General features: G+C 57.8%; 10 protein-coding genes. All 10 read left to right on the top strand.

Annotated features, from left to right (window positions below; translation table 11 throughout):
* Positions 1-36: 36 nt before the first annotated feature.
* The 10 genes from smc (at position 37) to WMQ00_RS02290 (ending at position 14,839) form a co-directional block, all read left to right on the top strand.
* Entirely contained in the window at positions 37-3,546 is a 3,510-nt protein-coding gene (smc, locus tag WMQ00_RS02335) for a chromosome segregation protein SMC (protein ID WP_200288902.1), read from the top strand.
* 102 nt (positions 3,547-3,648) lie between these two features.
* A complete protein-coding gene (gene ftsY, locus WMQ00_RS02330) occupies positions 3,649-5,589 on the top strand; it encodes a signal recognition particle-docking protein FtsY (protein ID WP_284798367.1) in 1,941 nt (646 codons plus the stop codon).
* A gap of 371 nt (positions 5,590-5,960) precedes the next feature.
* Positions 5,961-8,939: a DUF4040 family protein gene (locus WMQ00_RS02325; protein WP_340440629.1), complete on the top strand. Its 2,979-nt coding sequence runs from the start codon at positions 5,961-5,963 to the stop codon at positions 8,937-8,939.
* Positions 8,939-9,415 (top strand): sodium:proton antiporter, encoded by a 477-nt coding sequence (locus WMQ00_RS02320; RefSeq protein WP_023021275.1) that lies wholly within the window; start codon positions 8,939-8,941, stop codon positions 9,413-9,415. Before WMQ00_RS02325 ends, WMQ00_RS02320 begins: the two co-directional genes overlap by 1 nt.
* Positions 9,415-10,956: a monovalent cation/H+ antiporter subunit D family protein gene (locus tag WMQ00_RS02315; RefSeq protein ID WP_200288905.1), complete on the top strand. Its 1,542-nt coding sequence runs from the start codon at positions 9,415-9,417 to the stop codon at positions 10,954-10,956. The genes WMQ00_RS02320 and WMQ00_RS02315 overlap by 1 nt, the downstream gene beginning before the upstream one ends.
* The gene (locus tag WMQ00_RS02310; RefSeq protein ID WP_200288906.1) at positions 10,957-11,490 is read left to right on the top strand and encodes a monovalent cation/H+ antiporter subunit E; all 534 of its coding nucleotides are present in this window, start codon (positions 10,957-10,959) and stop codon (positions 11,488-11,490) included.
* Entirely contained in the window at positions 11,487-11,777 is a 291-nt protein-coding gene (locus WMQ00_RS02305) for a cation:proton antiporter (RefSeq protein WP_200288907.1), read from the top strand. Before WMQ00_RS02310 ends, WMQ00_RS02305 begins: the two co-directional genes overlap by 4 nt.
* 1 nt (position 11,778) lies before the next feature.
* Positions 11,779-12,147 carry a Na+/H+ antiporter subunit G gene (locus tag WMQ00_RS02300; RefSeq protein WP_049361135.1) on the top strand — a complete coding sequence of 123 codons (369 nt, stop codon included), beginning with the start codon at positions 11,779-11,781 and terminating at the stop codon, positions 12,145-12,147.
* A 222-nt stretch (positions 12,148-12,369) separates the two neighbouring features.
* A complete protein-coding gene (locus WMQ00_RS02295; RefSeq protein WP_200288908.1) occupies positions 12,370-12,708 on the top strand; it encodes a P-II family nitrogen regulator in 339 nt (112 codons plus the stop codon).
* A 7-nt stretch (positions 12,709-12,715) separates the two neighbouring features.
* Positions 12,716-14,839, top strand: a complete 2,124-nt coding sequence (locus tag WMQ00_RS02290; protein WP_340440628.1) for a [protein-PII] uridylyltransferase — start codon at positions 12,716-12,718, stop codon at positions 14,837-14,839.
* Positions 14,840-14,868 lie beyond the last annotated feature (29 nt).

Below are 14,868 nucleotides of genomic sequence, written 5' to 3'. Positions count from 1 at the left end.
GGGCAGGCGTGCTCTAAGCTTGCTAAACTAACCCAAATGCACCTGAAATCGCTGACGCTCAAAGGCTTTAAATCATTTGCGTCGGCGACGTCTCTGAAATTTGAGCCGGGCATTTGCGCTGTTGTCGGACCGAATGGTTCCGGCAAGTCCAATGTGGTCGATGCGCTAGCTTGGGTCATGGGCGAGGGAAGCGCCAAGACGCTGCGTGGCGGAAAGATGCAAGACGTCATCTTTGCCGGCGCCGGCGACCGCAAGGCTTTGGGGCGCGCCGAGGTAACCCTCACCATCGATAATGCGGACGGCGCGCTGCCGATCGAGTATTCGGAAGTTTCGGTCACCCGCCGAATGTTCCGTGACGGTGCCAGCGAATACGAAATCAATGGCGCCAAGGCGCGCCTTATGGATATTCAGGAGCTGCTCTCTGATTCGGGTATTGGCCGCGAGATGCACATTATCGTCGGCCAAGGCAAGCTTTCTGAAATCCTCGAATCGCGGCCCGAAGATCGGCGCTCCTATATCGAAGAGGCAGCGGGTGTGCTCAAGCACCGCCGCCGCAAGGAAAAAGCGCAGCGAAAGCTCACTGGCATGCGGGCCAATTTGGATCGCCTGCAGGACCTTACGGATGAGCTAGGAAAGCAGCTTAAGCCTTTGGCCCGCCAGGCCGAGGCCGCGCAGCGTGCGGCCACGGTGCAAGCTGATCTGCGCGATGCCCGCCTGCGCTTAGCCGGCGATAGGGTAGTGCGGCTGCGCAGCAAGTTTCAGGAGGCCGAGCGCACGGCCGAAGTTCTCGCCGAGCAGGTTGAAGAAGTTACGGCGCAGCTGGAAGAAGCGACAGGCTCCCAGCTAGAGGTAGAAGCCCAACTAGAAGAAATAAGCCCCAAGGCAGATGCCGCCCAAAAACTGTGGTTCGATCTGTCTACGCTTTCTGAGCGCATTTCCGCCACGCAGCGCATCGCGGAAGAGCGAGCGGCCAATGCTGGTGCGCAGGTGGCTTATTCTGGCCAAGATCCGGAGGACCTAGAGGCACGGGCCACCCGTGCAGATGAGGAGCATGCGGAGCTTCTCGCCGCGGCGGAAGAAGCTGCAGAACGCCTGGAAGCGATCCGCGAAGAGGTAGCAGAGCGTCGCGAAGCCTTTGAGGCGGCCGAGCGCGAACACATGGCCCAGCTGCGCGCCATTGCTGATAGGCGCGAGGGCGTAGTCCGCCTTATCGCGGCGGAGGAAAAGGCGGCAGGCCAGGTTACTTCGGCGGAAGAGGAGCTAGCGCGGCAAGAGGAAACCCTTGCTTCTACCAGCCAACGCACCCAGTCTGCCCAGGCAGAGGCCGATGAGGTGGCGGATAAACTGCAATCTTTGGCTGGCGAGCGCGAGCCGCTCGAGGAGGCACATGTGCGCGCAGCCAGTGAATCGGGTGCGGCCGACAAACGCTTGGAACAGCTGCGCGATGAGCAGCGCGAACGCGAGCGCGCCGTGTACACGTTGCGCTCCCGCATCGATACCCTGGCCCAGACTGCACCAGAAAAAATCGATGTAGGTGAGCAGTTCCAGCCGCTGGCCACATTCATCAGCACCTCATATGAGACGGCGGTTGCTGCCGCATTGGGCGCCTTCGCTGAGGCTCAGGCCGGCGAGATTTCCGTTCAGCTCATTGCGGACCTGGAAAAGGGTACGCGCTCCGCGCTTATCGATGTCTCTGTGGCCGCCCCCGCCACTTCCTGGCGCGTGGATGCAACTTTGCCCACCGGAACCTCGTGGTTGCTCGACCACATTGCTGTGGTTCCGGAGGTATCCGCCGCGCTGCACCGCCTCCTTGCGGATGTCGTGCTCGTTCCCGATTTCGCGGCGGCGAAAAAATTGGTGGCAGAGGATCCTCGCCTGCGCGCCGTTACCGAATCGGGCGTGGTACTGGGCGAAGGTTGGGTAGAAGTAGGCACCGGTGCCTCGTCTACCGTAGAGGTCACCGCTCGCATCGCAGAGGCAGAGGAACAGCTGGAATCTGCGACGCAGGAGCTAGAAGAACTATCCGGCACACTTGAGGGCGCAAAGATTGCGGCAGAAGATGCCCGCGTGACCGCCGCCTCGGCGAAGGCTGCCTTGCGCGAACACGATACCGAGGTTGACGCGTGGAAGCGTGATCATCAGCGCCTGCTTAAGCAATACGAGGCCAATAAATCGGAACACGAAAAGGCCGCTGCGCGGGCGACCGAGATTGAGGTAAAGATCGCAGAAGCCCGCAAGCAGCTTGCCGACGCCCGCGATAGGCTCGCCCGCGTCGATGCGGACGAGCAGCCAGATGAGCCTTCTTCGGCGGAACGTGACGAGGCTTCGGCCGCATTAGAGCAGGTTAAGTCGATGGAGATGGAGGCGCAGGTTGCAGCCCGCTCTGCTCAAGACCAAGTGGGTCAGGTAGCGGGGAAGGGCGAGGCATTGCGTCGCCAAGCGCAGCATGAGCGCCAAGCCAAGGCTCGCCATGAGCAGGCCATGGCCCGGCGCAAAGCCCAAGGGGAATTGGCCGGTGCAGTGGCAAGGCATTCGCGTGATTTGGCCGCGCGCGCCACGCAATTGCTAGAGCGCGCCACCGCTGAGCGCGATGACTACTTTGCGCAGCGCACCTCCTTGAACGCGCAGCTGCAGCAAGTAAAACAACAGGTCTCGGCCGCGCGACAGCAGCTGGACCGGCTAACCAACCGCGCTCATGACTCAGAAATTGCTCGCTCACAAGCACAGGTGCGCGTCGATGAAGCAGAAGCCAAGATTGTGGAGCAGCTCGGCATTGCGATTTCGGACCTTTTGCAGGACTACACCCCAGGCGAGGATTTCGATCGCGGGGCGGAAAATGCGCGCCTGAAGCAAGCAGAAAAGGACTTGAATTCTTTGGGCAAGGTTAATCCGCTTGCGTTGGAAGAATATAAGGCTTTGGAGGAACGTTATTCCTTCCTGTCCACCCAGTTGGAAGATGTCATCCAAGCCCGCAAGGATCTTGCCGGGGTGATCGAGGACGTGGATGCGCAGATTTTACAGCTTTTCACCGATGCCTGGCATGACGTGGAAGCGGAATTCCCCAAGGTCTTCCAGACCCTTTTCCCTGGTGGCGAGGGCCGCCTCATCCTCACGGAGCCGGAGGACATGCTTACCACCGGTATCGAGGTGGAAGCGCGCCCACCGGGCAAGAAGGTCAAGCGCCTGTCCTTGCTTTCTGGTGGTGAGAAGTCGCTCACCGCGCTGGCAATGCTGGTAGCAATCTTCCGCGCCCGCCCCAGCCCGTTCTACGTCATGGATGAGGTTGAGGCAGCGCTTGATGATGTCAACCTGCGCCGCCTCATTGCCCTTTTTGAAGAGTTGCGCAAGGATTCGCAGCTTATCGTCATTACGCACCAAAAGCCGACGATGGATGTAGCTAACGTGCTGTATGGCGTGACCATGCGCGGCGACGGTATCACCCGTGTTATTTCGCAGCGCATGAATCCCGCAGGTAGTGCCCCTGGAACAGAGCAAGCCAGCGAGGACGCTACCCGCCTGGGCGTTGATGCTCCACGGGGCGACTAGCCAGGGTGGTAGCCGCGGGCGTCGCCTGCCGGTAGGCCCCTCTATCCGGGATAGGAGGGGGTTTGGCGTGCCGCGAGCCCGCAAGACTGGCACTATAGAGACATGAATTCTTTATGGTTATGGATCGGCATTGCGATCGTCGTCATTGTGCTGATTATTCTTCTCGTAGTAATCGGCAAAAAACGCGGCGACGCCAAGAAGGTGTCCTTTGACAAGCCCACTGAGGAAGAACCGAAGCAGCTTACTCAGGAGCAAAAGTCCGGCAATTATCAAGCTAAGTCCGGCTTTAACTTCGCTCCTGCCGGTAGTGCCAAGGAAAAGCAGAAAAGCCCGGTGCAAGCGGAAAAGCCCGTGAAGAACCAGCCAGCTGCGGATAAGTCAGCTCCGGCACATCAGGAGGCAAAGGCAGAGCCTAATGCTACCGACATTGCCAACGAGCAGCTTAGCGGCAAGACCCCACAACCACAGGCCAAGCCGCAAGCACCTGCGGACAAGCCACAGCCTGCTCAGGCTAAGACCGATGCTGCGGCCGACAAGCCCGCGGTAGAGCAACCAAAGGAAAATAAGCCGGCACCACAACAGCAGGCAAAGCCGGCAGAAACCAATAAAACTACTGAGACCAAGAAGCCGGCAGATGTCAAAGAGCAGCCGACTGACTCTCTCCCAGATAAGTCCGAAAAGAACCCGTCCACGGGCGCTGGAGCCACGGCGGCAACCGCTGCCGGTGCAGCAGGGGTAGCGGGTACGGCAGCTGCGGCTGCAGAAAGTAAAGAAACGCCTGCGGATAATGTCGCAGAATCGGTCGAGCAGCCAGCAGCAACATCCGAGCCGAAGGAGCCAGCGGAAGAGGCTTCGCCAGCTGCTGAAAAGGCAGAAGCTCCTGAAGATACCGTGGCTGTGGAAGACGCCGCAGTAGCAGAGGAATCCCCAGTCTTTGACGAGGTCGTTGAAGACAAGAACGCGGAAGACATTGAAGAGCGCGTCGATGACCGCGAGGAGGCCGAAGAGGCTGCGGCTGCAGCCGAGGCACAAACCGGCGCGGCCGAAGCAGCCAAGGAGCAGACCGAGGCTCCAGAGGGAGAGCCAGCCCCAGCGCCAGTACCACAGGAAGACATTGCTCCCGCAGGCGGGCGCCTTGGGCGTCTGCGTGGACGGCTGTCCCGTTCGCAAAATGCCATCGGCCAGGGACTTATGGGGATTCTTTCCGCAGGCGATCTGGACGAAGATGCCTGGGAGGAAGTAGAAGATACTCTCATCATGGCGGACCTAGGCACCAAGTCCACTATGAAAGTGACTGACTCCCTGCGCGAGAAGATTGCTGAGCGCGGCGTCTCCAGCGAGGACGAGGCCCGTGCCATGCTGCGTGAATGCCTCATCGAGGCAGGCCACCCAGAGATGGACCGTTCCATTAAGGCCATGCCGAATGAGGGTAAGCCAGCCATCGTTATGGTTGTCGGCGTTAACGGCACCGGCAAAACCACCACCACGGGCAAGCTTGCCCGTGTGCTTGTAGCCATGGGTCATAAGGTACTTCTGGGCGCGGCGGATACTTTCCGTGCTGCGGCCGCTGATCAGCTCGAGACATGGGGTCGCCGCGTTGGCGCCGATACCGTGCGCGGCAAGGAGGGCGCTGACCCAGCATCGGTCGCCTTCGACGCGGTAGCTCGCGGTGTAGAACAGCAAGTAGATGTGGTCTTGGTAGATACCGCAGGCCGCCTGCATACCTCCACAGACTTGATGGACCAGTTGGGCAAGGTCAAGCGCGTGGTGGAAAAGAAGACCGATGTGGACGAGGTTCTGCTGGTACTGGACGCTACCGTGGGACAAAATGGTCTGACTCAGGCCCGCATATTCCGCGAGGTAGTAGATATCACCGGCGTCGTCCTAACCAAGCTGGATGGTACTGCCAAGGGCGGAATCGTCTTCCAGGTGCAAGAGGAGTTGGGCGTTCCGGTCAAGCTCGTGGGCTTGGGCGAAGGCGCCGATGATCTCGCACCGTTTGAGGTCGAAGGCTTTGTCGACGCTCTCTTGGGCGAGAAATAACGCCTAACTTCAAAGCTCCCCCTGCATATCGGGAAGCGCGAGCGTGCGCCACGGTGTGCTGGGGGAGTTCTTCGTTTTCATGGCTGAGTTCCAGCGTGTACCTTGCTCGCGAATTCTTTTCGTCGATTTGGGATCACCACTTCGCAAACTATGCGGAATGGGCAATTCAATTGCTATGGAAGAATGTCCTGCTAAGTGCCTGTGGTTTTTCTGACTATAAGCGTAATTGGTGCGGTTGTGCTCGCCTTTTATCAGTCGCCAGGGAATGCTGCAATGTGGTTTGGCCTTGGTGGGAATGGTAGCCTGAAGGGGCTGTATTTAATGCGAAATTCGCATTAAACCTAGACCAAGGTTCGTGAGGCAAGTATTTCGTGACGCTACTTTATGCAGTCCTCCTCGCGGCGCTGGCAGTGATCTTGGCACCGGTAACCGTAAAGGTTATTGACCGAAAGGCAGGCTATCCACTAGCTGGCCTTTTTGTTATTGCAGCGGTCCTTATTGCCAAGGAATTTCCTGCCATTGCAGCCGGGGAGGAATTGAGTTTCCACGCCACTTGGGTGCGCGATTTTATCGCACCGGGCGTCGACGTAAGTTTTGCTCTCCGCGGGGATGCGTTGAGTATTTTCTTTGCTATGTTGGCGCTGGTCATTGGTGCCGTCGTCTTTACGTATTCGGCGGCTTATCTGCCTAAGAATGAGGGTAATACCAGCTTCTACACCTTGATGACAGCGTTTACGCTGTCCATTTTATTGCTGGTTTTGGCCAATGACGTTGTGGTTTTGTTCCTTGCCTGGGAGCTAGTCTCCTTGGCTTCCTTTATGCTGATTGCGCGCTCCGGTTCGGGCGGCGAAGCTGGTTCGCAGCGCACCTTGATCCTGACCTTCGTTGGTGGATTGACCCTGCTGACCGGGTTGGGTATTGCTGCGACAGTGACCGGATCGACTGCGGTATCTGAGATTCTGGCGTCGCCGGTATGGACACAGCGCCCAGGTGTAACAGCGGCCGTAGCCGTGTTGATCGCGGCGTCTGCATTTACCAAATCGGCGCAATTCCCATTCCACTTTTGGCTTCCTGAGGCTATGGCCGCCGCCACTCCGGTTTCGGCTTTCCTTCACGCAGCCGCAGTGGTCAAGGCTGGCGTGTATCTGCTGATTCGCTTTTCCACGATCTTCCACGATGTGGCGGTATGGAATTGGCTGCTCATCGTGGTCGGAATGGGTACCGCGGTAATGTCCGCGGTCTTTGCGGTGCAAAAGACGGATTTGAAGAAGCTCACGGCTTATTCGACCGTGTCCCATTTGGGCTGGATTGTCGCCACCATTGGTGTGGGAACCCCATTCGCTATCGCCGCAGCGTTGGTACACACGTTGGCGCACGCGCTATTTAAGTCCTCGCTGTTTATGCTTATTGGCGTCATCGACCACGAGGCCGGTTCGCGCGATATTCGCCGCCTCGGACCACTGTGGAATAAGATGCCGTGGACATTTGGCTCGGTAGTCATCGGCGCGGCCTCTATGGCCGCGGTACCACCGCTTTTGGGCTTTGTATCCAAGGAAGGCATGCTCACTGCGTTTGAAGACGCCCCGATTGGTGGCACTGGCCAGGGCATCTTGCTCATCGTTGCCGCCATCGGCGCCTTCTTTACCTTTACCTACTCCGCCAAGATCGTCTTCGGCGCCTTCTTTGATGGACCTCGCGATATGGGACATGTCCACGAGGCTCCGGTTTCCCTGTGGCTGCCTGCCGCACTACCGGGCTTTATGTCCCTGCCACTGGTATTTGTACTCGGAATCTTTAATAACCCGATTAACCATGCAGTGGCTGCTGTTGGTCTGGAACATCATTCGCACCTTGCCCTCTGGCACGGGCTTAATGTTCCTTTCCTTATCTCGCTCGTGGTCCTTATCGCCGGTATTGCCGGTATCTTTGCCCGCAAGACGATGTGGGCAAGCTTTGAGGACAGGGAGTTTATGCCGCGCAGCGGCAATGAGTTGCTGCACTCTTTGCAGTTGGGTTGTTCGCGGCTGGGACGAGTCTTGGCCAAGATGTCCGATTCGCATAATCCGTCCCGCCACATGCTGCCTATTGTCATTTTGGTTATCGTGTTGGCCGCGACCACCCTCATCCGCGAGGGCGTCGATGGGGTAGCGCTGCAGCCGAGGGTAGATGGTCTGGATAACCCATGGGATCTGCTGCCATTAGGAATCATCGCGCTGGCCATGTTTGGTTTGGTGCGCACTCAGAATCGCTTGACCGGTGCCATCATGATCGGCATTGCCGGCACTGGTGTAACCCTGCAGATGTTCCTGCTCGGGGCGCCGGACGTAGCTTTGACTCAGTTTATGGTGGAAGCCCTATCCGTCATCGTCATGATGATGGTGCTGCGCTACCTGCCGGAAACCTTCCAACCGGTGAAGGATAAGTCCCGCAAGACCGGCTCTATTATCATCGCAGTTTTAGCCGGTGTGGCTGCATTCTTGGGCGTGTGGGGACTAATGGGCCGACACGAGCGTTCGGATCTAGCCATGTGGTATCTCGATAATGCGCCGGATATTACAGGCGGCGATAACGTTGTGGCTACCATCATCGTGGAATTCCGTGCGCTTGATACTTTGGGCGAGCTTTCCGTGCTGGGCATGGCAGCAGTGGTTATCGCAGCCATTACTACGACGTTGCCGCGGTTCCCGTTCAAGTCAGGTACACGTCCTGCGCCATTTGGCCAGTCACAGCTGAACTCTGTGCCACTGCGCAAGGGCGTTCACGTGGTAATCCCGCTTCTGGTAATCATGTCTGTCATCGTTTTCTTCCGCGGGCATAATGCCTCTGGCGGTGGCTTCCCGGCAGCGTTGATTATGGGCGCCGCAATCGGGCTTATCTACCTGTCCCGAGGCTCTGATGAAATCGTCTTTGGCCGCATGACCCCGATTCACCTGACCGGCATCGGCATTATTACTGCCTTGATTGCAGGCTTCGTGGGCTACTTGCACCACGGCCTTGGAAATGGTGGCTTCCTCGCGGCTATTCATGCTGAGGCCTTTGGTCAGCACTGGACTACCTCGCTCATCTTCGATTTGGGCATCTACCTAGCGGTGTTGGGCATGTTGACCATGGCGATTAATGCCCTGGGCGGTTACCTGCGCCCTGGCACGGAGCGTGACTTCCTGCCGTGGATTCATGATGATAATTCCGCGCTGCCAACCACGCCGCGCATTTCGCTTGAGGATGTCGATGATCCGTATCCGGACCCGATTAACCCCTCGACCGATCCTTTGGCTTTGCTGACGCCATCGGAAGCAAGGACGAAGAGGAAAAATAAACGGTCCATGCCTAAGCGAGGAGGAGAGAAGTAATGATCCTTGCATTGACTATTGCTTTGCTCATAGGCAGTGCCGTCTACCTCATCCAGCAGCGCGGTTTGGTGCGCATCGTGTTGGGCATGATGGCCTTCGGACACGGAGCTAACCTAATGCTGCTGGCTACGGGCGTGTACTCCTACCGCGGCGAGTCCTTCCCCTCCCAGGTTCCACACGACCAGATGGCAGATCCGCTGCCGCAGGCCTTCGTGTTGACCGCGGTGGTTATTTCCATGGCAACCTCGACCATCCTGTTGACGATGGCGGCAATGGGCAAGAACGACGACACCGATGTGGTGGAGCCGGTTGATGACAACACCATCGACCATGCCTTTTCAACCTTGGGCCGTGACGCCCAAAATCGCCAGATTCTGGAAGAATCCACCAACCAACTTGACCGTATCGGTCAGGTGGACCACGACACTCCCGTAGCAGAGCGCGGGGCAGCTGAACAGAAGGAGGATGATAAATAATGACTGATGCTGTAGCTCAACTCCTTCCGCTATTCCCAGCGGTCCCGCTGATTGCAGCAGCCTTTGCACTGCTGGCACCGTGGCGTGCGGTGCGCGATTCCATCATGTTGATCATCCCGGGCATGGGAATCTTCGCTGGCCTGGGTCTGCTGATGTACACCATGAACAACGGGGTAGTTGCCCACACAGTGGGCCTATACCAAGGCAATGTGGGTATCCCGTTTGCTGCGGATGCTTTCTCCGCGTTGATGATCATCACCACGATGATTGTCGCTTTTGGCGCCAACTGGTTTGCCATTGCGGGCGGGGAGACCAAGTCTCGCTTTTATCCATCGCTCACCTTGATTTTGATTACCGGTGTCTGCGGTGCGTTGCTTACTGCTGACCTCTTTAACTTCTTCGTCTTTATTGAGGTTATGCTTCTGCCGTCTTATGGCCTTATCACCATGTCTGGTACTTGGTCGCGTCTGGCGGCCGGACGTGCCTTCGTCTTGGTGAACCTTTTCGCCTCCACCTTGCTGGTCGTTGGCGTGGGTTATATGTATTCGGTTACCGGCGCGGTTAACCTTGGCGCATTGAAGGGTGCGGCAGCAGGTAACGGGCCCGTCACCGTCGCCGCGGGTTTGATTCTCATTGCAATCACCGCCAAGGCCGGCGTATTCCCTGTGCAATCGTGGTTGCCTCGCACTTACCCGGGGACCTCAGCTGCGGTGATGGGCCTGTTTTCCGGCCTGCACACCAAGGTGGCCGTGTACATGCTCTATCGCCTCTACGTGCAGCTATTCGGTCTGGATCAGCGCTGGAATGTGTTGATCATCGTGATCATGATCATCTCCATGATGATCGGTGCCTTTGGCGGCCTAGCGGAGAACTCCATTCGCCGCGTGCTCGGCTATCAGATGCTCAACGGCATGCCTTTCATCTTGGTAATGCTTGCTTTTACCTCTGATGACCCACGCCGCGCACTAGCAGCCGGCATTATGTACACGATTCACCACATGTTGACTGTTGGTTCGCTGATCTTGGCTTCTGGCGCCATTGAGGAAACCTACGGCACGGGCCTGCTAACCAAGCTGTCCGGTCTCGCTCGTCGGGACCCCATTATCGCGTGGATTTTCGCTGCCGGTGCGTTCTCCGTCGTAGGTTTCCCGCCGTTCTCCGGAATGTGGGGCAAGCTGATGATCGTCTTCGAGATTGCCCGGGTAGGAGGCGCGTGGGCGTGGATCGCTATCGCGGCTATTATCATTGCCTCCTTTGCCGCCTTCTTGGCCATGCTGCGCGTATGGCGCAAGGTTTTCTGGGGCAAGGGCTTGCCGGAAGATAAGGTTCCGGATGAACTGATCATCCGCAAAAAGCTCATGGCCCCCTCTGCCGCACTCATCCTTGGTTCGCTGTGCATGTTCATTTTCTCTGGAAACGTTCTGGACGTTGTGGATAGCGCCTCGGAGCAGCTGCTTGATACCACCGCTTATACTGAAACCGTCTTGGGAGACGAGCCGATTGCAGTTCCCAATATCGATGAAATTCAGGAGGGCCGTTAAATGAACGCAGTGGTGTATGCATTGTGGCTCATTAAGGAAATCTTTGTGGCCGGCATTAGCCTGGCGATGGCGGCCTTTAAGCCAGATAACGAATACCACCCGGTTATCATTCGTTATCCACTGCGTGTGACTGGCGCATGGGAGATCTTCTGGTTTACTTCTTCCATCACCGCAACGCCAGGAACGCTTTCGTTGGGTTTGCGCGAGCCACCCCGCAAGGGGCTGCCGCGCATCGTGCTGGTGCAGGCAGTTCAGGGATCTGACCCGGCGGCAATCGTGGCTGACTTGGCTGATATGGAGCAACGCCTTGCCCCACGGGTGAAAGACATCGACTACGGCGTCCCAGGCCAAGGAGGGACGACGGAATTGGATGAGGCATTCTACGAGTATCCCCTCGAATCTGTCGGTCGCTTTATGCGCTCGCCTGACTTGGCGCGGGCGGAGGACACTCCGCTTTCAGAAAGCGAAGCGGACGTCGAAAAGCCAAAGCGTCATGCCCGGAACATAAAACGCAGGAAGGAGACCGAGCGATGATTGATTTTGCCACACTGTCCCCGTTCGGCTGGGTCGTATTTGTATGCGTATTCATCATTGGCGTCGCCACATGGTGCGGCGTGCTGCTTGCACTGCGCACACGCGATGAGCTCACTCGCGCAATTACGTCTGACATCGTGTTCTACGGCATGATCTGCATGTACTTGGCATGGTCGATGACCAATAACGCCCCGATGGCCTACTACATTGCACTCCTCGGTGCCATTGCCGCGGGCGTGCTGCCCACGCTATCTATGGCCCGCATTATCTCGAAGGGCAGGCGATAAAATGGCTATTTCTGAGATTATCGCCTCGGTGCTACTTATTATCGCCACCATTTTGGTGGTCGCGACGGTTATATCCCTGTGGCGGGCGCCCGACGCATTGACGCGCGCTAACCTGCTGGGGCCGACCGTGGGTCTTGCGGTACCGCTGATTATCGTGGCCAAACTAGTTGTAGATTTTGGCCGCGATGGCTTTTCCCTGTGGCTGCTCATTCAAGCCCTGATCGCCTGCTTCGGTGTGTGGATTATCGGTTCAGTAGGTTCCTTCTACCTGGGACGTTCCATCTACGGCGTAACAGTTACTGACGTCAAACACGCCAAGCATAACCACAAAAAAGTCCAAACCGTGCAAGCCAAGGAAGACGATATCTAGTCACCCTCAGCGCCTTCTGGCGGCGAGTCTTATCTGCAATAGCGCTCAATGGCGGAAATGCAGACGAGCTCGCCGCCTTTTGGTTTTACTGGATTGTGGCATTCACCGGGCCCTAGATTCATGACGCGAATATAGTGCACAGCAACTGCCGTGCTCGGGCTAGAATGGATGCACACTATTCGGTGCTTCTAGCCCGCCCCGAAGAGAAAACAAGGAGTAACAATGAAACTCATCACGGCCATCGTTAAGCCCTTTACCCTGCCGGAAATCCGTCAGGCGCTAGAGCAGCAGGAAGTACGCGGTCTCACTGTTACTGAAAGCCAGGGCTTTGGGCAGCAGCGAGGGCATAGCGAGGTATATCGCGGAGCAGAATACGCCACCGATTTTGTGCCTAAGGTCAAGCTGGAAGTAGTAGCGGCGGATGACCACGCTGAAGACATCATTAACGCCATTGTGGATGCTGCCTACACTGGCAAAATCGGCGATGGCAAGCTGTGGGTAACCCCAGTAGAAGATGCCATTCGTGTACGCACCGGGGAGCACGGCGAGGCGGCACTGTAAAACCAGCATGCTTAACGCCGCACAGATTCGCGCCGAGGCCCATGCCTCGGCGCTTCGTGTATTGCGCAGCCTCGAGCTCCCAGCGGGGACTGCGCTCGCTGCCACCGGGTCCTTCGCCCGCAATGAGATGACCCCGCAATCGGATATTGACGTCATCCTTATCTATCCGGAGGGCCACGATCCAGACCCAGCGCTGGTGGAGAAGCTGTGGTTGCCCGTATGGGATGCCAAGTATCGCCTAGATTATGCCCTGCGCACCCCGCAGGAGTGTGCGGCGATTGCTGCAGAAGATGCTTCTGCTGGCTTTGCACAGTTGGACTTGGCCTTTGTCGCAGGGCGCAAGATATTAGTGGATGAGGCGCGGGCACAGCTGCTCGCAGCGTGGCGGCGCCAGCTGCAGCGCGGCTTTGATGACTTTGTGGATACCGCGATTATTCGCTGGAAGCGCTCGGGCGCGGTAGCAGCAATGACGAATCCAGACTTGAAAAATGGCCGTGGGGGACTGCGCGATATTCAGCTTCTGCGCGCGATGGCTTTGGGTAACCTGTGCGACTTTCCTGATCTAGACGTCGAAAAGCAGCTGCTTCTCGACGTCCGCACACTCCTGCATGTCAAAGCCCGACGCCACCGCGATATCTTAGACCCCGAGTTCGCCGCGGACGTGGCTGCGGATTTGGGCTTTGAAAACCGATATGCCTTAACCGCCGCTTTGGTAGGCGCTGCAGCCACTGTTAATAAGGCCGTAGAACGCGGCCTGGCCACCGCCCGAGGGGTGCTGGGGAGAAATGCGCTGGCGGCGGGCCGCGGGCAGCGCCGTCCACTCGATGTGGACGTGGTGGCAGAGGGCGGCGTTATCTACCTTTCGCGCAAACCGAATGTGGAGGATCCGTGGTTGCTTACACGCGTTGCGGCAGCCGCAGCACGCACGGGATATGCCGTTGCCGAGACCACCTGGCACCAGCTCCAAAAATTGCCGATTCTGCCGCCACGCTGGCCGCGAGCAGCGGTGGATGATTTCTTCGCCATTTTGTCGTCCCCGCAATATACGCCGCGGGTTATTCAGGATTTGGACCGCTATGGCCTGTGGGAACGTCTAGTGCCGGAATGGGGGCATGTGCGCGGTTTGTTGCCGCGCGAGCGCAGCCACGTCAGAGCGGTGGACCATCATCTCATTGCGACGGTTACTCGGTGCGCGGAGGTGCGCACCTCGGTAGCTCGCCCTGATCTATTATTGCTGGCCGCGCTTTACCATGACATTGGTAAGGGCTACGAGCGCCCCCACGCTCAGGTAGGCGCGGAAATGATAGCTCGCCAGGCAGCCCGCATGCGGTTGAGCGTGGCCGATAGGTCGCGTGCTCAAATTCTGGTGGCAGAGCATATCACCTTAGCGCGGCTAGCTGCGACAATGGACCCGTTCTCCGATGCCGCTCGCGACGCATTGTTGGCCGCAGCGCATTACGATCCGCTGATTATTTCGCTGCTGGCGGTATTGGCTAAGGCTGATGCACAATCGACAGGGCCTAGCGTCTGGACACCGCGGGTAGAGCAAGCGCAGAAGTTTATCGTCTCGCGCGCTCTGGAAGCACTCAAACCAGGCGTCCTTCAGCGCCCCGCGGTGCACGTGCCGCTATCTACTGAGGGCGTTGCGCTTACGGTGGATTGGGAAGACCAAGAAGTTACTGTGTCCTGGTGTGGCTCCTCCAAAGGGGAGCTCAAGCGCATTTTTGCCTTGCTGTCCGCTTTGGGGTGGACCATCGTGCGGGCCAATATCGTCAAAGAGGATGACGGTACTTATAAGGCGGAGTTTTTCATCCGCACCGTACAACAGACCCTAAAGGAAGCGGCCCAGGAGATAAGGTTTATCCAGTCTTATAACTCCCGTACCTATACGGAGCTGCCAGATATCGAGGGAGAAGTAACCACCGCGGCTTTTGATGTGGGCGGCATCTTGGTGATCCGTACCGTCGAGCGCATTGGCGCTTTGGGGCACTTGATAGAGGCATTGCCAGACTTTGTGTGGCTGCGCCATGAGATTATGGGCGCGACAATGATCGTCAATGTCTTCCTTGCCGGGCAGGCTTCCCGCGCTACGGTGGTGGGGAATGTGACCAGGGCCCTGGCAAGGGACTAAGATTAAATAGTTGAACTTTAGATCGATCT

The sequence above is a fragment of the Corynebacterium sp. KPL2825 genome, assembly GCF_037908445.1.
Taxonomy (GTDB): Bacteria; Actinomycetota; Actinomycetes; order Mycobacteriales; family Mycobacteriaceae; genus Corynebacterium; species Corynebacterium kefirresidentii.
This window is presented reverse-complemented; position numbering and strand designations above follow the sequence as displayed.